The following is a 20,607-nucleotide window of genomic DNA, read 5'->3' as shown; positions in this document are numbered from 1 at the left end:
TGCCGCTGCAATCTGCTAGACCACAAACCATGAGTGATGACGCCCCCCAGCCTGACCGTATCGACGGTGCGCGCCACCCGCGCGACACGCCCCAGCTGTTCGGCCAAACGGCGGCAGAGGCGGCGTTTCTTGATGCGTTTAATTCGGGCAAATTGCACCACGGCTGGCTTCTGACCGGCCCGCGCGGCGTCGGCAAGGCCACACTGGCGTGGCGCATTGCGCGATTTCTGCTGGCGACGCCGGACGCAGAGGACGACGGCATGTTCGACACGCCCGCCCCCACCAGCCTGGAAATAGACCCCGATCACCCCGTAGCGCGTCGTGTGGCCGCAGGGGGCGAAGGGGCTCTCAAGGTGATAACGCGGTCGGTGGACGAGAAAACCAAACGTCTGCGCAAGCAGATCGTGGTAGATGACATTCGCAAGCTGAACGGGTTCTTCCAGATGTCAGCCGCCGATGGGGGGCGCCGTGTGGTCATTGTTGATGACGCCGACCTGATGAACCCCAACGCCGCCAACGCCCTGCTCAAGATGCTCGAAGAGCCCCCCGCCCGCGCGATCATCCTGTTGATCAGCCACCGCCCTTCAGGGTTGCTGCCCACCATCCGCTCGCGCTGCCGGACGCTGCGGCTTGGTACGCTGACGCCGGACGACATGGCACTGGCCCTTGGCCAATCAGAGGTGGACATTCAGGGCGATCCCGCAGCGCTCGCGGCGCTCTCTGGTGGGTCGGTCGGCGGCGCACTGTCGCTGTCGCTGATGGGCGGGCTGGCGATGTATGGCGAACTGGTCGCCCTGCTCGATACGATGCCCCGTCTGGATCGCGCCCGCGCGCTCAAGCTGGCCGAGGCCGCCGCCGCCCGCGGGGCCGAAGAAAAACTGTCGCTGCTGTTCACGCTTGTTGATCTGCTGATGCTGCGACTGGCGCGCACCGGTGCCCTTGGCCACCCGCCTGAAACCGCCGCCGCCCCGAACGAGGCCGCTGTCCTGACCCGACTGTCGCCCACACCGGCACAAGGACGGGTCTGGGCAGAGACCGCCCACGACATCGGCACCCGTGCGCGTCACGGGATGGCGGTCAACCTTGACCCTGCCGCACTGGTCCTAGATACCCTGTTCAAGATGGGCGACGCCGCACCCCGGTAGCCCACACAAGACGAACAGGCAGGACCCCAGGCATGACAGACAGTACTCTCGACATTCACCCGATCACCGACAGTCATTGCCACCTGGATTTTCCCGATTTCGACGGCGAACTGCCCGATGTGATCGCCCGCGCCCAAGCCGCAGGCGTCACGCGCATGGTCACCATCTGCACCAAGCTCAAGAACGAACCCGCCGTGCGCGCCATCGCCGAGGCACACGCTCAGGTCTTCTATGCCGCTGGCACCCACCCGATGAGCGTCGCAACCGAGCCCATGGCCAGCTATGACGATCTGATGGCCCTGACCAAACACCCCAAGATGGTGGGCATTGGCGAAACGGGGCTGGATTACCACTACACCGCAGACAGCGCCGAAGCGCAGCAAACCAGCCTGCGCACCCATATCGCCGCGTCCCGTGACAGCGGCCTGCCCCTGATCATCCACGCCCGCGACGCCGATGACGATATGGCCCGCATCCTCAGAGAGGAGCACGCCAACGGTGTCTACCCCTGCGTGATGCACTGCTTCTCTTCGACGCAAGCGCTTGGTCGGGCCGCGCTGGATCTGGGGTTCTACCTGTCGATGTCGGGCATTACCGCATTCCCCAAATCCCAAGACCTGCGCGACATCTTTGCCGAGGCACCGCTGGACCGGATATTGGTGGAAACCGACAGCCCTTATCTGGCCCCGCCCCCGCATCGCGGTAGACGGAATGAACCAGCCTTTACCGCGCACACGGCACGGCGCGGGGCCGAAACCTTTGGCATCGACTACGCCAGCTTTGCTGCGCAAACACAGGCGAATTTCGACCGGCTGTTCACCAAGGTGGCACAGTATCAGGACGCCGCCTGATGGCGCAGATGAAGATCACCATTCTGGGCTGCGGCTCTTCGGGCGGGGTGCCGCGCCTTGGCGGACATTGGGGGGCCTGCGATCCAGCCAATCCCAAAAACGCACGGCGGCGCTGTTCCATTCTGGTAGAACGCATCACGGACGCAGGGACGACATCGGTGCTGATCGACACCTCGCCCGATATGCGCAGCCAATTGCTGGATGCAGGCGTCGGCCGGCTGGATGCGGTGCTGTACACCCATTCCCATGCCGACCACGTACACGGGCTGGACGATCTGCGGATGATCGTGATCAACATGCGCCAGCGCCTGCCGGTCTGGGCCGACACACCCACGCGCGACGCACTGTTGGACCGCTTCGGCTATGTCTTTATCCAGCCCCCCGGATCGTCCTACCCGCCTATTCTCGAAATGAACCACATCGACGGCGACGTGACGATTGACGGCCCCGGCGGGCCGCTGACCTTTACGCCCTTCCTCGTGAACCATGGCGGAATGGATGCGCTTGGCTTCCGCGTCAACGATGTGGCTTACCTGCCCGATGTGGCGCAGATCCCCGACGACATCTGGCCCCACCTGCGGGATCTACGCTGCTGGATCGTCGACGCGCTGCGCCGCGATCCGCATCCGACCCACAGCCACCTTGCCCAGACCCTCGACTGGATCGCACAGATGGCCCCGCAGACAGCTGTGCTGACCAATATGCACAACGATCTCGACTATGACACGCTGGCCGCGGAAACCCCCGACCATATTGAACCTGCCTTTGATGGCATGACCCTGAATTTTCCCGTCTAAACAGCGCCCTGCCTGCCTAGACTTCATTTTGCCCACTAAACTCCACGGGGGGCGTGGGGGTGTGAAACCCCCACTGCGACAGCGCCTCCCGCACCCAAGGCCATATTTCACGTGCAAACCCTTCTCGAAGTCATCCTCCCCGTCTTTCTTGTCATCGGCTTTGGCTATGTCTCTGTCTGGCGGGGGTATTTTCCAGTCTCGGGCATCGACGGTGTCATGCGGTTCGCGCAAAGCTTTGCGATCCCCTGCCTGCTGTTCCAATCCATCGCGCATCTCGATCTGTCGGCCTCTTTCGACCCACGACTGCTGTTCAGCTTTTACACCGGTGCAGCGGTCTGCTTTACGCTGGGGCTGCTTGGCGCGCGGTTCTTGTTTAAACGTGACTGGGAAGACTGCGTCGCCATCGGTTTTTGCAGCCTCTTTTCCAACTCGGTCCTGCTTGGCCTGCCGATCACCGAACGCGCCTATGGCCCCGACGCCCTGATCGGGAACTTCGCGATCATCGCAATCCATTCGCCGTTTTGCTACGGGTTGGGCATCACGGTGATGGAGTTTGTGCGGAACCGCGGCCAGTCTGGCACCGCTTTGGCACGCAATGTGGCGCGGGCGATGTTCCACAATCCGCTGGTCTTGGGCATCATCGCGGGCTTTGCCGTGAACCTGAGCGGGCTGGCGATCCCCGGCGTGATTGATGACGCGCTGTCGTTGATCGTTCGGGCCGCCCTGCCAGCGGCGCTTTTTGCACTCGGCGGCGTGCTGATCCAATACCGTCCCGAAGGCGACACCAAGACCATCGCGATGGTCTGTATCCTGTCCCTAATGGTGCACCCCGCGATTGTCTGGATGATGGGCAGCAGCTTTGGCCTGCCCCAAGACCTGTTCCGCTCGGGCGTGTTGACGGCGGCGATGGCACCGGGGTTCAACGCCTATATCTTCGCCAATATGTATGGCCGTGCGCGCCGTGTGGCCGCAAGCTCGGTGTTGGTGGCGACAATGGGATCGGTGCTGACGGCATGGCTGTGGCTGAGCGTGCTGCCATGATGCCGGTGCTCTATTCCTTCCGCCGCTGCCCTTATGCCATGCGCGCGCGGTTAGCGCTGCGGGCGTCGGGGAGCCAGCAGGTGCAGCTGCGCGAAGTTGTTCTGCGCGACAAACCGGCTACCTTTCTGGCAACCTCGCCCAGTGGAACGGTGCCCTGCCTTGCGCTTGGATCGGGCGATGTGATCGATGAAAGCCTCGACATCATGATCTGGGCGCTGCGCAAGAACGATCCCGAAGGGCTGCTGGATATGCCTGACGCGGGATGGGACTGGATCAGCCTTTGCGATGGGCCGTTTAAACAGGCGCTAGACCGCACCAAATACGCCACCCGCTATCCTGACGCCGACCCTGTGGCAGAGCGCGCTAAGGCGGCGACCCACTTGGCGGCACTGGACGGGCAAATCGGAACCCATATTTTTGACGCCCCCAGCATTGCCGACTTGGCGATTGCCCCCTTCGTGCGCCAGTTCGCTTTCATCGACAAACAATGGTTCGACGCGCAGCCCTGGCCACGGCTTCAGGCTTGGCTAGAGCGGTTTCTGACGTCCGACAGTTTTGCCGCCGTGATGGACAAATACCCGCAATGGGCAGAGGGCGACGCGCCCACGGTTTTTGCCGCCTAAAGCGGCAACCGCTACGCCCTGCCCCCATTTACGCTGCATTGCAGCACATGTTACCCTACGTCACGAACGCCGCTCTACGTCCTGACACCTGTCAGTCAGGTTGCCACAGCGTCCCGCCCCCTCCTAACCTCGGGTCGTGAGCCCACCGGGCCACGACAATCGGGAGGAGATATAATGAACCATTTCAGATCAGGCTTGGTCGCCGGGGCGCTGGCCCTTGGCACCGCCTTTGCCACCCTAACACCTGCATGGGCCCAAGAGCTGCCACGCGGCGACGCGACCGCCTTGGGCTTCGACCCTGACCGGCTGGCGCGGATGGACGCGACTTTTGGCGCGCTTGTCGACAAGGGGATGACGCCGGGGGCTGTGCTGATGTTGATCCGCGACGGTCAGATTGCGCATGTATCGACGATGGGCAAACGCACCCCCGACGGGGAGCCGATGACCGAAGACACGCTGTTCCGCATCTATTCCATGACCAAACCCATCACCAGCGTCGCTGCAATGATGCTGGTGGAAGAAGGCAAACTGCTGCTGAACGCCCCCGTTTCCACCTACCTGCCCGCCTATAAAACACTGACGGTCGCCACTGGCGAGAAAGACGCCGAAGGCAAGCCTGTGACCCGCCCTGCCAAAGGCGTGATGACCGTGCAAGACCTGATGCGCCATACTTCGGGGCTTACCTATGGCTTCTTCGGGGCCGGTCCCGCACGCGAGGCGTATAACGCGGCAGAGGTCGGATCGCAGGAAAACACTGCGATCGAACAGGCCAATCTGCTGGCGTCACTGCCGCTAGAGCATGACCCCGGCACCACATGGGAATATTCCCGCGCCACGGATGTTTTGGGTGCCGTGGTAGAGGTCGCGTCGGGCCAAACGCTCGAAGCGTTCATGAAGGCGCGTATTTTTGATCCGTTGGGGATGGACGACACCGCGTTCTATATCGACGACGCGGCAGATTTCCCCCGCATCGCCGAACCCTTCCCCGATCAAGCCAAACTGGGCAGCCGCGATGTATTTGATCCGCGCGTGCGCAAACCAAACCAGTCGGGTGGCGGCGGGCTGATGTCGACCGTGCATGACTATGCCAAATTCGCGCAGATGATGCTGAACGGCGGCGAGTTGAACGGCACACGTTTGCTGTCGCCCAAGACCGTGCAGCTGATGACCTCGAACCACCTTGAAGGCATCAAACCCGGAAAATATTACCTGCCCGGCCCCGGGTACGGCTTTGGTCTGGGATACGGTGTGCGGCTTGAAACCGGCAATGCGCCGTCGTCAGGCTCGGCTGGGGAATACAACTGGGGAGGTGCCGCAGGCACCGGCTACCACGCAGACCCCGCCGAAGATATGATTGCCCTGTTGATGATCCAGTCGCCGGCCAATCGCGGGCCGCTGCGCCTGATCTTCAAGAACCTCGCCTATAGCACCTTGGCCGAAAGCCGCATCGACGACTGACCCCCTTGGGGCACGCGTGCCCTACCCCTAAACCCGCGCAAAAGGCCCCCAATGTGGGGGCCTTTTGTCGTGTGGGACGACAGATTACTGGCTTGGCGTAGAAAATACCCCTAGAATTTCATACCGGCCATTGTCACCGTAATGGCGCGCGTTAAGTCATCGCATTGATTATAAAGGGTTCACATTGTGGCAACAGAAACACTCGGCGCGCTTAATCCTGTAACAGCTATCGCATTGGTGGGCGCGATCGGGGTGGGGTCACAATGGATCGCATGGCGGCTGCGCATGCCTGCGATTGTGCTGATGCTGGTGGCGGGGATCCTGATCGGGCCGGTTCTGGGCATCTTTGATCCCGCACGTGATATCGGACCGTTGATGGGGCCGATGATCTCTATCGCCGTCGCGATTATCCTGTTCGAGGGCGGGCTGTCGCTGAACTTCCACACGCTTCAAGATGCGGTCGGCGGTGTCCGGCGGCTGGTCTATATCGGCGCGCCGCTTGGCTGGCTGATGTCGGCGCTGTCGCTGCACTATGTGGCGGGCCTCAGCTGGTCGAGCTCTGCCGTGTTTGGCGGGATCATGATCGTGACCGGTCCGACGGTGATCGCACCGCTGTTGCGCACCGCACGGCTGTCACGCCGCCCTGCCACCCTGCTGCAGTGGGAAGCGATCCTGAACGATCCCATCGGTGCCCTTGCCGCTGTGCTGGCGTTCGAGGTGGTGATCGCGCTGAACACGGCCACCACCGCCTCTGAGGCGATGCTTGAGCTGCTGATCGGTGCCGCCGTGGCCACTGCTGCCGGTGTCGCTGCTGGCATTGGTCTGTCGCGGGCCTTCAAACGCGGCTGGGTTCCGGAATACATGAAAGTGCCGGTGCTGTTTGCCCTGCTCTTGGGGGTCTTTGCGGCATCTGATTCGGTGCTGCACGAAAGCGGGCTGCTGGCGGTGACCATTATGGGCATCGTGATCGCGAACTCCAAACTGCCCAGCTACGAAGAAATGCGCCGCTTTAAAGAGCACGCGACTGTGTTGCTGGTATCGGGCGTGTTCATCCTGCTGGCTGCGGGTCTGGACGTCGAAGCGCTAAGCAACCTTGATTGGCGCGCCGCGGTCTTTGTGGCCGTGGTGGTGCTGGTGGCACGGCCCGCGACAGTCTTCATCTCGCTTATCGGGTCGGGCATTCCGTTTCGTGAAAAGCTGCTGGTCGCCCTGACCGGTCCACGCGGCGTGGTGCTGGTGGCTGTGGCGGGTCTGTTTGGCGAACGCCTTCTGAGCCTCGGGTTCGAGGACGCCGCCCTGATCGCACCGTTGGCCTTTGCACTTGTCGCAGTGACGGTGGTCGTGAACGGTTTCACCCTCGCCCCCTTTGCGCGGCTGCTGGGTCTTACGGGAGCTGATACGCCCGGTGTGGTCATCATCGGCGGGTCCGACTGGACCACACAACTGGCCGAAGTGTTGAAGAAAGTGGAAATTCCCGTCCTGATGACCGACCCCAACTTCATCCGCCTGCGCAAGGCCCGCGCAGCAGGGATCGATACGTTTTCAGGCGATATCCTGTCAGAGGCGGCAGAGCAGCGGGTCGAGCTTGTGAGCTATGCGACCCTGATTGCAGCAACGGAAAACGACGCCTATAACACCTTGGTCACCACCGACCTTGCCCCGGAATTCGGCCGCGAGAACGTGTTTCAGGTGATGCGCGAAAAATCCGAAAGCAGCCGCCACCAACTGCCCCGCACCCTTGGTGGACGGCCCCTTGGGCTTGATGCGACCCACGCCGAACTTCGCCAATTGGTGGCTGAAGGATGGCAGTTCCGCAGCACGCGCCTGTCAGAGGAATTCACGCTGGAAGATTGGCGCACCGAAAGCCCTGACGCCCGTCTGCTGGCGCAGATCACCACCAGCGGCGAGATCAAGTTCATGCGCAAGAACGAGGAATTCAAAGGTGGGGCCGGCATCCAGGTCATCGCCCTACGCCCGCCAGAGGCGTAATCGGCAGCGTTGCCCGCGCCCCATTCCACCCCGACGGGTATTGAGGCATTGTATATACCTCAATTGCACCATTTTTTCGCCACACCGATCAGGCAGTTGCTTCAGTCATGTAGGTAACCAACTGAAAAGGCACATCTATGTTAGTAAGTTCACTTTTCTCTGGCTCTAGCCAGCAGTCCCAGCCCAAAGCGGCCGAGACGCAAAAAGACACGGCCGAAACCAACGAAGCCGAAACACAAAGCAATCAGGAGGCCGCGCAAGAAACGCAGCCTTCTGCCGAAGCTGCTCCGGCGCAGTCGTCACAGGCCGCGGCCCCTGCGCAGAAAGCGCAAACTACCGAGGCACCGGCATCCGCCACTGCCACGCCAGATGCGAAAGACACCGGCATGAGCGAGGCGCAAGCCCGCGCCGCTGCCGAAGCCCGCATCGAAGCCGCACAGGCACGCAGCCTGATCGACCAGATCGCACCGGTCAGCAGCTCGCCCCAACAGGCTAATAAATCCTACCTGTCGGCACTGCTGAAATCGAACGCCCCAACCGAGGCAGCATCGGCGAAATCTATCGCTGAGCCCGTCGCCGATAAAGCCGTCAAACCGCTAAAAGCAGCGGCATAGCCCACGCAAATCCCGTCGCGCCCGACATCTTTGGGCGCGACGCATTGGTTTCGACACACAGATCAGGCCAAAGCCGCCACGCGGCACCAAGACGACATATTTCATCAGTATAAATATGGGAAAAGTGGTGCGGGTGAAGAGACACTTAACTATTTGATAAGTATAGAATATATAGCATCATTCGTAATATATTCGTAAACAAATTTTGGCAAAGGCGTTTATTTTCAGCAGGAATTTGCGAGGATCTTAACTATCCATCTAAGCTAATCCGCATGATCAATAGCTCAATTGCGGCTAGTCTCGTGTGACCTTGCCTCGAGACAGACGCTGCGTTCTATATTCGAAAGTTAAGTGGGCCGTCTTGGGGAAGAACTTCGATTGTGAGCAATTGCTTCAAACGATTTTGAACTTCGTCGACTTGGGCCACACTTTCTGACCATTTTTCGACCCCCGTGCAGACATCACGGCAGAATTGATCCACTTGTAGGATCAGCTGCCCTCCTCTTTGATTACAATGAATAAAAGACCCGTCACGTGGTGCTAAGAAATGGAAATTATCCAAGGCTTCTCGAGCGCGTTGTTGAGAGATATCCACTTCACCTTGATGAAGCAGCGAGCATCGGAGCGCATAGCAATCGGCACCTGATAAAAAAACATGTTTCTTATTTGCCGCGCCAACGTGCGCAGTGTACGCGGGTTCAACCCAAATTTGGAACCAACCAGCGTACCTTTCGCCCGACCCCAGATCTGGGTTTTCAAGTCTGCCACAAATGTCAGGAAGAACAAGCGTCAGAGCTAAGGCTGCATACCAATTTTTTGACGCTAATGCTGCATCGACCGCGCTAGTGAAGCTATCCATGTTATTCCTTTATGATCCGTCCGTCGAACCTACTGGCTGTCGCTGCGCTGCATTTTCCAGAAAATGCGAGCTGCCCCGTTCAAGGCTCATGCGAAGCGATTTCATCTCTTTCGAGACTTCAAGCGTGTTGTGTGCTCCGGTCTCGACACCCTAAGTGCTACCAAAGCAGCTTCGCTAGATTGCGCCACTAGTGACTGGCTGATTTCAATTCGGCCATTTGAGCCTTAAACACGTCAATCTTCATGAGCCATGATTATCGTTAGAGAAATAAATTGTCACGCGATTTGCTTTGCAGCTCTGTCTCGCACATGCATCGCAACCATATGATTTTAAATTGGCCCGACTGAAGGAACACCTAAATAGATAAGTAGTAACGGAAATTTAGGGGAATTCGTAGCTAAATTGGAATAAAGTTGATTGAACCTAGCCACTTTGCAGCACTAATCCCCAAGCAGTCGCTCGGCAAGGCCCCCCAGATCCGACCATCTGTCCTACCACCTGTATAATGGGCATCAAGCAAGCGCGGGGTGTGAGCGATAATTAAGACTCCACAATCGAGACGCTGTTGTTCATATCTTATAATATGTGGGAATGGATTAAATCTCAGAATCAAAAACTTAATGGGTCTAGGCGCTTTGCGGCTGGCGCGCTTGCTTTATATCTAGTCGGCTGGTTAGCTGATCGAGGCTTCACTTTGCTTTGGGAAAAAGTGCTCGAAAAGCAAACTCCGCTGGCGTTGCGCCAGATGAGTGAGTTTCTATCAACAGATATAGCGACCGGAATGGCCCTGATGGCTGTATTCATTCTTTTCGTTCCGCCAGTTACGTCTGTTATCTTCGATTTATCCGCAAGCCTCGCACGGACTATTGAGCTTAGAAATCGACGTATGAGCCGAAGGGATTACATCGCTTCTATTTCCTACGAAGCCCTTGAGATAAGTAAAGAGGCTAGGTCCATCTCGTACCACGGGCGCTGGGTATATGAAGATCCTTCATACGTGGGTTTGAACCCAGAAGAGGCTTGGAAGGCACGGGAAAAGCTACGTGCCGAACAAGACAGCAAAAAAGCGATGAGATTGCAGGAATTTATTGCTAATCGATCTGGAAGGGCAAGATTTTTGATGAAAGAATTCGTTTCCTTCGGTTACGCTAAGGACGTTCCGCGCGTATTTGACCACATTACCAACTACTTTTGTGTCGAAGAACTCTCAAACATTTTGGAAGAAGCTGCGCATCGTGGGCATTCCGAGTTGCGGCGTGATGGATACCCAGTCAAGGCAGTTGAAGATTCTCAACCTCATTAGTATCTAATGATTGGAGAAAAGCCGCACGTAACTTTACCCTTGATAGCTTTTGTCGCGCACTTTTTCAGCAGCACAGCCTACCCATAGCCTTCGCGGTATCTATAAGGCCGGCGAAGATTTAGCGCACAATGTGTTTTGCAAAATGCGCGGGCCTGAAGCTCTGGCGTTGGTGAGACGTACAAGATCACACGCGCCGCGAGTTCAGATGCAAGGCGTGTCACCACCATTACAGCGTGGCCAGCGGCACAATCTTCGCATCACACAGGATGACCTTCGTAGACCGCCTAGCCAAAATCCGCATCATCGTGGCCGGGTCCAGCGGCGTGAGCATGGTTTAACTTAGCCGAAATCATTATTGTAAATCCGAGAATGCGTTCGTTCTGCCCCATGAACTTTAACATGTTGTGAGTGGCATATGGTCTTCTGGCTAGAACTAACTTTCTTAAAACTTTCTGCGCAGATCGTTTTCGTAATCCGAGCGAAGTTTTCGTAATCTATTCGTAATGCCACGACGTTGTTAGATAGGCGCTTTTTAAGGCAAATCGAAGCAACACCTTGATTTCCTTACCTTTTGACGGCCTTCGCAACACCAGTGAACGATGTTGAGCCGCACCATAACTTCCTGATATTAAAGGATAATCTCAAGAGTGGTGCGGGTGAAGGGACTCGAACCCCCACGCCATAGGCGCCAGAACCTAAATCTGGTGCGTCTACCAATTCCGCCACACCCGCATTGCGCGTTCAGTATCAAAGATATCTGCCAGTGGCGAGAGGGAAAAACACCCGCGGCGCAAGGTTTTTGTCCTGCACAGTGATGACTGTGAGACGCTAGAGGTTTAGCGCCGCAAAGACATGCGGAATCTCTTCAATCAGATCTTCGGCGATCAGCCCCGGACCAAAGCGGCGCGCGGCTTCTACATGCAGCCACGTTGCATATTGCGCGGCCTCGAACGGGGCAAACCCGCGCGCGAGCAGCCCGGTGATCATCCCTGACAGCACGTCGCCCGCGCCGGCTGTGGCCAACCACGGGGCAGCGCGATCTGCGGTGCTGTCATGGGTGGCAACACGTCCGTCCGGATGTGCGATGACGGTCATGGCCCCTTTGTATAGCACCACGGCCCCCGCCTTTTGCGCAGCTGTCAAACACTTTTGGACCTTGGTGGCATCGTCATCCGTTAGCCCTTTGAACAGACGTTTAAATTCGCCGCCATGGGGTGTCAGCACACAGTGCGGGCCCAAACGTTTCCACAGCTCGGGGTCCTGCGCGATCAGGGTCAGCGCGTCGGCGTCCAGCACGCAGGGCTTGCCGCTATCCAGCACCGCTTTGACCAGTGCCGCCTGCGCCGGCTTCAATCCCAGCCCCGGCCCGATACAGATCGCGCCGATGCGCTTATCCGACGCCAGCTCTGCCAGCTCCTCGGGGCCGGCGACACGGGACAGCATCAATGCGGTGATTTGCATCGCCACTTCCATCTGCGCAGCCGGAGGGACAGCCAAGGTGACCAGCCCCGCCCCGATCCGCAAAGCCGCGCGACCAGAAAGACGTGCGGCCCCGGTGCGCCCGGCACCGCCTGTCATGACAACCGCATGCCCGTGATCGAACTTGTGCCTCTGCCCCTTGGCCAGCAGGTCAAAATTCAGCGTCTCAGAGGTGATGGCAATCGGCTGCATTGGGCCCCCTTCCGGTCGGTCGTTAACGTCAAGATAGACCATCTGCGCGCGCGGCATCCAAGCCCAACCGCAGGTCGATTTTCAAACTGACTTATTTTTAATCGTACCGCACATAAATCAGGCGATACGCACAAATTTTCGCCTCTTTCGGTGGACTTCGCCGCGCGTCTGGTAGACCGTCGGCTCGCACGGTGAGATGACACCGATGTAGAACGAAAATCACCCGTCTGGCAGGGAGGCCTCAGATGAAAAAGATCGAAGCTGTAATCAAGCCGTTCAAGCTTGATGAAGTCAAGGAGGCGCTCCAAGAGGTTGGCGTTCAGGGCCTTAGCGTTATCGAAGTCAAAGGCTTCGGTCGTCAGAAAGGCCATACTGAACTGTATCGTGGCGCTGAATATGTCGTCGATTTTCTGCCCAAAGTGAAAATCGAAATCGTTTTGGACGACGATCAGGTCGACGGTGCTATCGAAGCCATCGTCAACGCGGCGAAAACCGAAAAGATCGGCGACGGCAAGATTTTCGTCAGCCCCATCGAACAAACAATCCGCATCCGTACCGGTGAAACCGGATCAGACGCGCTTTAATCGAATTTCTGAGATTCAAGAAAAGGATATCATCCAATGAGCACCAAGGACTTCCTGAAGAAGATCAAAGACGAAGACATCGAATATGTTGATGTCCGCTTTACCGACACACGCGGTACGTTGCAGCACGTGACAATCGTTTCCGATTTGGTCGACGAAGACTTTATCGAAGAAGGCTTTATGTTTGACGGCTCTTCGATCGCGGGCTGGAAAAGCATCGAAGCATCCGACATGAAGCTGATGCTGGATACAGACACGGCCTATGTTGATCCGTTCTATGCTGAAAAAACCATCTGCGTGCACTGCTCGATTGTCGAGCCTGACACCAATGAACCATACGAGCGCGACCCCCGTGGTACCGCGCAAAAAGCCGAGGCTTATCTGAAGTCCTCCGGCATCGGTGATGTAGCATATATGGGTCCGGAAGCTGAATTCTTCCTGTTCGACAATGTCAAATTCTCGAACACGATCAACAAGGTATCCTACGAAGTTGACGCATCCGACGCGTCCTGGAACTCCGACACCGACTACGAGATGGGCAACATGGGCCACCGGCCTGGGCTCAAGGGCGGCTACTTCCCCGTCAACCCCGTTGACGAAGCACAGGACCTGCGCGCCGAAATGCTGTCGACGATGAAACGTCTGGGCATGAAGGTCGACAAGCACCACCACGAAGTGGCGTCCTGCCAGCACGAACTGGGCCTGATCTTTGGCACGCTGACCACGCAAGCTGACGAGATGCAGAAATACAAATACGTGGTGCACAACGTCGCCCACGCCTATGGTAAATCCGCAACCTTCATGCCCAAGCCGATCTATGGCGACAACGGCTCTGGGATGCACGTGAACATGTCGATCTGGAAAGATGGCAAGCCTCTGTTCGCAGGCGACAAATACGCTGACCTTAGCCAAGAAGCGCTGTATTTCATCGGCGGAATACTGTCCCACGCCAAATCGCTGAACGCCTTCACCAACCCGACGACGAACAGCTACAAGCGTTTGATCCCCGGTTTCGAAGCCCCCGTTCTGCGCGCCTATTCCGCACGCAACCGTTCGGGCTGTGTTCGTATCCCATGGACAGAATCCCCCAAAGCAAAACGCGTAGAGGCCCGCTTCCCCGATCCGGCAGCCAACCCCTACCTGTGCTTTGCAGCCCTGCTGATGGCCGGCCTTGACGGAATCAAGAACAAGATCGATCCGGGCGAAGCCATGGACAAGAACCTCTATGATCTGCCCGCCGAAGAACTGGCCGATATCCCAACCGTATCCGGCTCCCTGCGCGAAGCGCTGGACGAACTGCAATCGGATATGGATTACCTGCTGGCCGGTGACGTCTTCACCAAAGACCAGATCCAGGGCTATATCGACCTGAAGATGGAAGAAGTTCTCAAGTACGACCAAACACCTCATCCGGTTGAATTTGGCATGTACTACAGCTGCTAAAGCCCTCGCTCACCCTCAAGGGTGGACCTAAATACCAGCCAAGGGCGTCCCAATGGGGTGCCCTTTCGCTTTCAAAGCTGCTTCTTATTTGAAGTTCGCCGCACCTGAGCTAGAGTCAGCCGAAGTCAAATTTAGCCAGAGGTACTTTTATGCGCCCCACCCAACGACTTGCCACTGCTCTTATGCTGTCCATGGGCTTCGCTGCCCCCGTTGCTGCGGCCCAATGTGGCAACAATGCAGGGGGCTTTGAGGCCTGGAAGCCCGCCTTCGCCAAAGAGGCCGCGGCCGCAGGGGTTGGTCAACGTGGCCTCGATGCGCTGGCCAATGCGCGCTATGCCAGCAGCACCATCGCCGCCGACCGCAACCAGAAATCCTTTAACTACTCGCTGGATAAATTCATGCAGGTGCGCGGTGCCGATACAATCGTCGCCCAAGGTCGCAAACGCAAATCCCGTGACGCAGGCTTCTACCAGTCTCTCGAAGCACGCTATGGGGTGCCTGCCGGGGTGATCATCGCGATCCACGGCATGGAAACGGCCTTTGGCGGATTCATGGGCGATACCTCGGTTGTCTCGGCGATTACGACGCTGACATACGACTGCCGTCGCTCAGATTTTTTCGCCCCCCACGCCATCGGCGCCCTCAAACTGGTCGATACGGGCGCGATCAGTGGCAGTACTAAAGGGGCCAAACACGGAGAGCTCGGGCACACACAATTCCTGCCCGGCAATGCCCTGCGCTACGGCGTGGATGGCAACGGTGATGGCCGTGTCGACTTCTACAACCAGACCGATGCGCTGGCCTCCACGGCGAACTTCCTGCGCCAAAAAGGCTGGCAACCCGGTGCGGGCTACCAAGAAGGCCAGACCAACTTTAACGTAATCAAACAATGGAACGCGGCTGGCGTCTATCAAAAGGCCATCGCCATCATGGCAGCCCGCATCGACGGCTAATCCCGCCCGATCCTATACCGACACACCAACGCGCGCGCCTTTTACTTAAGGCGCGCGTTTTAATTCCAAATGGCAAAAATCCTCGCCGAAGGCATCCCGCCCTTTCGGCTCCATCCCACGGCAAATGTCGTCCACGTCCCCTCACTGGCCGCATCCCTGCTTTGCCCCTTCTCAGGCAGCTGTGTCCCCGTCACGCACCACATACGTGTGGATGGTAAAGACGACCGCGTCGCTTTCGGGGAGGCGCAGGATGCACTGCCGCTCTGATCGGGTAAAGGGCATGTCACTACCTGTCTCGCGGCGGCGGGGCTGGTGAAGATCCGCATCGGCATAGCGCAGCTTGTTAAAGCGCCACAAAGGTCGCCCTGCCCGCACCCCGTCAAACAGACGTTGTACGCGCCGCGCAATATCGGCGTCGTATTCCGCGACCGGGGTGTGAATAGCGGTCAACGGCTGTTCTATCTTGTCCGCCAACCGCCAGTTCGCCGGAAAGCACAGCGCCGCTGCGGTGAGCACATGTTCATCGCCACGCTTTTGCAGAATGCAAACGTCTTCCTGCACCAGATGTGCCAGCGTCCAGAGCGGTTGTGAACGGTCCAGCGTGACCTTGCGCCCATCGGGGCAAACCACGGCCTTTGTGTCGATCCCAAAGCCAAAGCGCGGCAGCAACGCGAGCGCGTTTTCCAGCAGTTCGGACGCGGCGGGCTTTGCCGCCTCGCTTTGGTAGAAGACCGCTTCGGGCCGCTCTGCCAGCAGCGCCTCGCGATACGCCATCTGCGGGGCATAGGCTTCGTCCATCAGCAGCCAATCCTCTGCCCCGCAGGGCCCCGTGCCTGGCAGCCCCGGCGTGCCGGTTTGCGATTCCGGCAGTCTGGTTTGCAGTATCACGGGCATGGGCTCTCCCTGTCAGATAGGTGGATCAGGTTTGGTCAGTGGGCGACACGGGGCAGGATCAAAGCGCGGTGCGCCCAGACCCGCTGCGCGGACATTCACCGTGCCTTCGGCGAGGATTTACCCCCATTTGGAAGCGGGCGTCAGTTCCCGAGCGCGTCTTGCAGCGCGGGCAGGAAGCGTTGTTCATAATCGCTCCCCACCAGAGGGCCCGCATAGCGGAACAGGACCGTGCCATCACCTGCGATGATAAAGGTCTCTGGCGGGGCAGTGACGCCCCAGTTGATCGCGGTGCGGCCCTGCGGGTCAAACGCAACGCCCTCGAACGGGTTGCCATCGTCGGTCAGGTAACTGGACGCGGCACCAACGAGGTCTTTGAAATTGACCCCGATGATCGACAGCCCCTGGGCTTGCATATCCAGCAACTGCGGGTGCTCTGCGCGGCACGGCGGGCACCAGCTGGCCCAAAAATTCACCAACGTCACCTCGCCATTGGTCAGCACGTCCGGCGCGGCGGCAGGAAACCCTTCGAGCGGTTTTTCCGGCAGCGCGGGGGCCATTTGCCCGACCAGCGTAGAGGGCAACCCCTCGGGATCGGCGCGGAACATACCAAAGGCGGCAAGTGCCACGAAGCCTGCAAACACCAGCGGTGGCGCGATCATCAGCGGAGAGATTTTACCCATGTTTACGTGCCTCTACTTCGGCCAGTGTGGCGCGGGCCTTGCGTCCCTTGCGCAGGCTAAGCACCACGAGCCCTGCCAGCAGCAGCAGCGACACGCCATAGGCCGCAAGGACTTCGGCGGCGTATTTTCCAAGGTCTGGCATCATGCCCCTCTTTCACTGCGGGCCAGCAACGCACGGGCGCGGCGCAGGCGGATTTCGGTTCCTGTCCGGTACAGCACCAGTGCCAGAAACAGCAGACCAAAGCCGATCATGCTGATCAGCAACGGGTAGAAAAAAACATCCGACACGGTGCGCCCGCCGGTCGCCAGCGGGACAGAGGTGCCTTGATGCAGACCCTGATTCCAGAACTTGACCGCATAGCGCGACAGCACCGCAAAGACCGACCCCACCAGACAAAGCACTGCCGTCAGGTCCGCCGCGGTGTCGGGGTCTTCGACGGCCTCCCACAGGGCGATATAGCCAAGATAGAACAGGAACAGGATTAAAAACGATGTCAGCCGCGGATCCCACGCCCACCACGTGCCCCACATCGGCTGGCCCCAGATCGCGCCGGTGATCAGCGCGATCACGGTCATAATAATGCCTACGGGTGCTGCGGCTTTGGCCGCAAGCGCGCTGACGTGGTGCCGGCGGATCAGCCAGATCAGCGACGCGATCAGCATCATGAACCACGCATTGATCGCCATCAGCGCAGCGGGCACATGCAGATAGATAATCTTGACCGTTGATCCCTGCCGGTAGTCATCGGGCGTGGCGAAGAACCCCCAAAGCAGGCCAACCGCCAGACATAAGGCAGCGCCCCCCCAGACAAAGGGTTGCACACGGGCCGAGAGGCCCAAAAATTTCACCGGATTGGCGTATTCCCATAAAGACATGGCGGGGTTCTATCGCTCCGTTAATTGGCACTCAATGGTCAAAAGCGCGCACTCACCTTAAGGTCATCCGCAAAACCGCGGCAGAGGCAAACGGCATCAGCGCGATGGTGCCAAAGGTAATACCTGCCAGCAGCATCAGCGGGGTTGTGGCGTCCAGCCCCATTGCGCCACGGCGCGCGGCCTCTGCGCCGAAAATAAGCGTCGGCACATAAAGCGGCAGCACCAACAGCGACATCAACAGGCCCCCGCGTTTGATCCCGACGGTCAGCGCCGCACCGAAGGCCCCGATTACGGAAAGCGCGGGCGTGCCCAGACCCAAAGATGCCACCAGCCACAGATATCCCGACGGCGCGAGGTTCAGCATCACCCCCAGCAGCGGGGCGGCCAGCACCAGCGGCAACCCAGTGGTCAGCCAGTGGGACAGCGCCTTGATACTCAGCGCGGCCTCAAGCGGGAGCGGGGCTGTGGCCAGAAGATCCAGCGTGCCGTCCTCGAAATCCAACGCAAGCAGGCGGTCGAGCGACAGTAAACAGGCCAGCAACGCCCCCAACCACAGGACACCGGGCGCAATGGTTGCCAGCAGGTTAGATTGCGGCCCAACCGAGAATGGCACCAGAACCGTCACGATCAGAAAAAACGCCAAGCCCAGGCCAAAGCCCCCGCCCGCCCGAAAGGCGAGCATCAGGTCACGGCGCAGCAGGGCGATCATAGGAAAGCCTCGTCGCTGGCACCGCTGCGCTGTGACAGCTTGGCGCGAAAGGGCGTGATGTCAAAGGTTTGCGCGTCTAGACCAAGATTAATATGGGTCGCGATCAGCGCCATACCCCCGCCTGCCAGATGCGCCGTCACGGCAGAGGCGAATAGCCCCACGGCGGCGACATCTAGCGACACGGTCGGTTCGTCCAGCACCCAGACGGGCCGCCCCGTTACCATCAGACGTGCCAGACCCAGACGACGTTTTTGCCCCGCCGAAAGGGTGCCCGCCAGACGATTTTGCAGCGCTTCAAGGTCATAGGCGATCAGGGCTGGCGCGATATCATGTTGACCAAAAACCTGCGCCCAGAATTCAAGGTTTTCGCGCACGCTGAGCATGGCTTTCAGCCCGTCGGCATGGCCCGCATAGGCGATGGTTTCTTCGGCACCGTCGATGCGGCCGGACAAGGGTGGCTGCAGCCCCGCGATGCAGCGCAGAAGCGTCGTCTTGCCTGCGCCGTTTGGCCCGCGCAGGATCAGGGCCGTTCCCGGCGCAACCGTAAAAGTGACCCCGTCCAGCACAGGCACGCCACCGCGCGCAACCGCAAGCTCGGAGACACGCAAGGTCATGTCAGACAGGGATCAGGGCCAAGGCAATGCGTCGGCCTTCGCTCAGCAAGACGTTATAGGTGCGCGCCGCTGCGGGGGACGACATGACGTCAACGCCGATACCTGCGTCTTCCAATACGCTGCGCAGATCGGCGGGGATATGGGTGATCTCGGGGCCCGTACCGATGAAGAGAATGTCGATCTTGCCCGCCAACGCCAACAGCGGTGCATGGTCGTCAAAGCCGGCCCAAGGCGACACGCCGGAGGCCCCTGCGATCACCGGCCCGTTAAACACCTCGCCACCGATACGAAAGAAGCCGGGGCCATAGCCTTCGACGGGTTTGGCATCAGAATACACGACCTCGTTCAAACGCATGATGTTCTCCTTTGGACAGGGGCTGCGCCATCATAGCCGATCCAGCGCGCAGAATACAGGTTAACTGGCGGTGGAACGGGGCGGTCGCGCAAGGGCGTGACGTCGCGCCGGATAGTGGCGCGGGCTGCGCTGCCAGCGCGAGGAACACCCCCGCTGGCAGAAAAACGCTTTACGCGTCGATGTTGGCGTATTGGCCAGTGTTGTTGCCGTCTTTCTTGGACCAGTCGCGTTTGACGCCCAAGAACAACACGACGTTCTTGGCGACGTAGACCGAAGAATACGTCCCCACGACAACGCCCCATGTGATCGCGAATACAAAGCCACGGATCACATCACCGCCCAGAACAAGCAGCGCGATCAACGCCAGCAAGGTCGTGCCCGATGTCATCAAGGTCCGGCTCAGGGTTTCGTTGACGCTAAGGTTCATGATCTCGCGCAGGTCGCGTTTCTTGTACTTGCGCAGGTTTTCACGCAGCCGGTCAAAGATCACGACTGTATCGTTGATCGAATACCCGATGATGGTCAGGATCGCCGCAATCACCGGCAGGTCAAAGCGGATTTGCAAGATCGAGAACACGCCGATGGTCAACACAACATCGTGGAACAGTGCCGCCACAGCGCCGACCGAAAACTGCCATTCAAACCTCAGCCAGATGTAGATCAGGATCGCGCCAAGCGACGCGGCAACCGCCAGAAACGCCGTCTGGATCAGCTCGCCCGATACTTTGGGGCCAACGGATTCAACCGAGGTAAAGATGATATTGGGGGCAACAGTCTGCAGCGCTTGCTCGACGTTCTGGATCATCTCGGGGGATGCGGCCTCTTCGCCTTCTTGCGACTGGATGCGTACCATGGCGACGTGTTTGGTGCTGTCGCTCGCGGGGTCGAATACCTCCGAGATGGACACATCGCCAAGCTCGAGCGGTGCAATCGCCTCGCGGTAGGCAGCGATGTCTACGGCGGCGTCACTTTGCGTGCGAAGGGTCGTACCGCCACGGAAGTCGATGCCATAGTTCAGGCCCATGGTGAACCACACGGCCAAGGCCAGCAGCACCGCCACACAGGACGCACCAAAGGTCAGTTTGGCATGTTTGAAAAAGTCGATATTCGTATCGTCGGGGATCAGTCTCAGACGCATGACGTGAGGT

22 protein-coding genes, 1 tRNA gene and 1 pseudogene are annotated in these 20,607 nt (G+C 59.0%); 13 read left to right on the top strand and 11 right to left on the bottom strand.

The annotated features are described in order from the left end of the window. Window positions 1–29 precede the first annotated feature (29 nt). The 8 genes from ACVBAU_RS07785 (at window position 30) to ACVBAU_RS07750 (ending at window position 8,518) form a co-directional block, all read left to right on the top strand. On the top strand, window positions 30–1,145 hold the full coding sequence (locus tag ACVBAU_RS07785) for a DNA polymerase III subunit delta' (RefSeq protein ID WP_448328852.1): 1,116 nt from the start codon (window positions 30–32) through the stop codon (window positions 1,143–1,145). Window positions 1,146–1,177: 32 nt separating this feature from the next. Beyond that, window positions 1,178–1,996 carry a TatD family hydrolase gene (locus tag ACVBAU_RS07780; protein WP_448328850.1) on the top strand — a complete coding sequence of 273 codons (819 nt, stop codon included), beginning with the start codon at window positions 1,178–1,180 and terminating at the stop codon, window positions 1,994–1,996. Then, window positions 1,996–2,793 (top strand): MBL fold metallo-hydrolase, encoded by a 798-nt coding sequence (locus ACVBAU_RS07775; RefSeq protein WP_138923661.1) that lies wholly within the window; start codon window positions 1,996–1,998, stop codon window positions 2,791–2,793. The genes ACVBAU_RS07780 and ACVBAU_RS07775 overlap by 1 nt, the downstream gene beginning before the upstream one ends. A 111-nt stretch (window positions 2,794–2,904) precedes the next feature. Next, complete coding sequence (locus ACVBAU_RS07770) at window positions 2,905–3,834, top strand: AEC family transporter (protein WP_138923662.1); 930 nt, start codon at window positions 2,905–2,907, stop codon at window positions 3,832–3,834. Then, complete coding sequence (locus ACVBAU_RS07765; RefSeq protein ID WP_448328934.1) at window positions 3,831–4,457, top strand: glutathione S-transferase; 627 nt, start codon at window positions 3,831–3,833, stop codon at window positions 4,455–4,457. Before ACVBAU_RS07770 ends, ACVBAU_RS07765 begins: the two co-directional genes overlap by 4 nt. A gap of 174 nt (window positions 4,458–4,631) precedes the next feature. Beyond that, window positions 4,632–5,915: a serine hydrolase domain-containing protein gene (locus ACVBAU_RS07760; protein WP_448328847.1), complete on the top strand. Its 1,284-nt coding sequence runs from the start codon at window positions 4,632–4,634 to the stop codon at window positions 5,913–5,915. 186 nt (window positions 5,916–6,101) lie between these two features. Next, window positions 6,102–7,904 (top strand): cation:proton antiporter, encoded by a 1,803-nt coding sequence (locus ACVBAU_RS07755; RefSeq protein ID WP_448328845.1) that lies wholly within the window; start codon window positions 6,102–6,104, stop codon window positions 7,902–7,904. 137 nt (window positions 7,905–8,041) lie between these two features. Continuing rightward, on the top strand, window positions 8,042–8,518 hold the full coding sequence (locus tag ACVBAU_RS07750) for a hypothetical protein (RefSeq protein WP_138923664.1): 477 nt from the start codon (window positions 8,042–8,044) through the stop codon (window positions 8,516–8,518). 334 nt (window positions 8,519–8,852) lie between these two features. Here ACVBAU_RS07750 and ACVBAU_RS07745 read toward each other — a convergent pair whose 3' ends face one another. After that, the gene (locus ACVBAU_RS07745; RefSeq protein WP_448328843.1) at window positions 8,853–9,377 is read right to left on the bottom strand and encodes a hypothetical protein; all 525 of its coding nucleotides are present in this window, start codon (window positions 9,375–9,377) and stop codon (window positions 8,853–8,855) included. Between the two features lie 565 nt (window positions 9,378–9,942). Here ACVBAU_RS07745 and ACVBAU_RS07740 point away from each other — a divergent pair. Both ACVBAU_RS07740 and ACVBAU_RS07735 read left to right on the top strand, forming a co-directional pair. Beyond that, window positions 9,943–10,680, top strand: a complete 738-nt coding sequence (locus ACVBAU_RS07740) for a hypothetical protein (RefSeq protein WP_448328841.1) — start codon at window positions 9,943–9,945, stop codon at window positions 10,678–10,680. A gap of 49 nt (window positions 10,681–10,729) precedes the next feature. Beyond that, window positions 10,730–11,015, top strand: a pseudogene (locus tag ACVBAU_RS07735) (IS1595 family transposase); the annotation flags it as partial. Window positions 11,016–11,328: 313 nt separating this feature from the next. On the opposite strand, the gene ACVBAU_RS07730 reads toward ACVBAU_RS07735, so the two are convergent. After that, window positions 11,329–11,412, bottom strand: a tRNA-Leu gene (locus ACVBAU_RS07730). A 96-nt stretch (window positions 11,413–11,508) separates the two neighbouring features. Further along, window positions 11,509–12,351, bottom strand: coding sequence for an NAD(P)H-hydrate dehydratase (locus tag ACVBAU_RS07725; protein ID WP_448328839.1), 843 nt, complete (start codon window positions 12,349–12,351; stop codon window positions 11,509–11,511). A gap of 245 nt (window positions 12,352–12,596) precedes the next feature. Between ACVBAU_RS07725 and ACVBAU_RS07720 the strand changes: the two genes are divergently transcribed. The 3 genes from ACVBAU_RS07720 (at window position 12,597) to ACVBAU_RS07710 (ending at window position 15,331) form a co-directional block, all read left to right on the top strand. After that, the gene (locus ACVBAU_RS07720) at window positions 12,597–12,935 is read left to right on the top strand and encodes a P-II family nitrogen regulator (RefSeq protein WP_093733747.1); all 339 of its coding nucleotides are present in this window, start codon (window positions 12,597–12,599) and stop codon (window positions 12,933–12,935) included. A gap of 36 nt (window positions 12,936–12,971) precedes the next feature. Further along, the gene (gene glnA, locus ACVBAU_RS07715) at window positions 12,972–14,378 is read left to right on the top strand and encodes a type I glutamate--ammonia ligase (protein ID WP_335745443.1); all 1,407 of its coding nucleotides are present in this window, start codon (window positions 12,972–12,974) and stop codon (window positions 14,376–14,378) included. Window positions 14,379–14,527: 149 nt separating this feature from the next. Further along, window positions 14,528–15,331 (top strand): lytic murein transglycosylase, encoded by an 804-nt coding sequence (locus ACVBAU_RS07710; RefSeq protein WP_448328836.1) that lies wholly within the window; start codon window positions 14,528–14,530, stop codon window positions 15,329–15,331. 171 nt (window positions 15,332–15,502) lie between these two features. On the opposite strand, the gene ACVBAU_RS07705 is transcribed toward ACVBAU_RS07710, so the two are convergent. The 8 genes from ACVBAU_RS07705 to secF form a co-directional block, all read right to left on the bottom strand. Continuing rightward, a complete protein-coding gene (locus tag ACVBAU_RS07705) occupies window positions 15,503–16,225 on the bottom strand; it encodes a heme-dependent oxidative N-demethylase family protein (protein WP_448328834.1) in 723 nt (240 codons plus the stop codon). A gap of 140 nt (window positions 16,226–16,365) precedes the next feature. Next, a complete protein-coding gene (locus ACVBAU_RS07700; protein ID WP_138923706.1) occupies window positions 16,366–16,905 on the bottom strand; it encodes a DsbE family thiol:disulfide interchange protein in 540 nt (179 codons plus the stop codon). Next, window positions 16,898–17,047 carry a heme exporter protein CcmD gene (ccmD, locus tag ACVBAU_RS07695; protein ID WP_138923707.1) on the bottom strand — a complete coding sequence of 50 codons (150 nt, stop codon included), beginning with the start codon at window positions 17,045–17,047 and terminating at the stop codon, window positions 16,898–16,900. The genes ACVBAU_RS07700 and ccmD overlap by 8 nt, the downstream gene beginning before the upstream one ends. After that, complete coding sequence (locus ACVBAU_RS07690; RefSeq protein WP_448328832.1) at window positions 17,047–17,781, bottom strand: heme ABC transporter permease; 735 nt, start codon at window positions 17,779–17,781, stop codon at window positions 17,047–17,049. Before ACVBAU_RS07690 ends, ccmD begins: the two co-directional genes overlap by 1 nt. A gap of 52 nt (window positions 17,782–17,833) precedes the next feature. Continuing rightward, window positions 17,834–18,490 (bottom strand): heme exporter protein CcmB, encoded by a 657-nt coding sequence (gene ccmB / locus ACVBAU_RS07685; RefSeq protein ID WP_448328830.1) that lies wholly within the window; start codon window positions 18,488–18,490, stop codon window positions 17,834–17,836. Further along, window positions 18,487–19,104, bottom strand: coding sequence for a heme ABC exporter ATP-binding protein CcmA (ccmA, locus tag ACVBAU_RS07680; RefSeq protein WP_138923710.1), 618 nt, complete (start codon window positions 19,102–19,104; stop codon window positions 18,487–18,489). The genes ccmB and ccmA overlap by 4 nt, the downstream gene beginning before the upstream one ends. A gap of 1 nt (window position 19,105) precedes the next feature. Beyond that, window positions 19,106–19,459: an Mth938-like domain-containing protein gene (locus ACVBAU_RS07675; protein WP_138923711.1), complete on the bottom strand. Its 354-nt coding sequence runs from the start codon at window positions 19,457–19,459 to the stop codon at window positions 19,106–19,108. A gap of 169 nt (window positions 19,460–19,628) precedes the next feature. Next, window positions 19,629–20,597 carry a protein translocase subunit SecF gene (secF, locus tag ACVBAU_RS07670; RefSeq protein ID WP_448328827.1) on the bottom strand — a complete coding sequence of 323 codons (969 nt, stop codon included), beginning with the start codon at window positions 20,595–20,597 and terminating at the stop codon, window positions 19,629–19,631. Between the last annotated feature and the right edge of the window lie 10 nt (window positions 20,598–20,607).

The organism is Sulfitobacter sp. M13 (genome assembly GCF_053474885.1).
The sequence above is the reverse complement of the archived record's forward strand: the minus strand, read 5'-3'. Positions and strand labels throughout refer to the sequence as shown.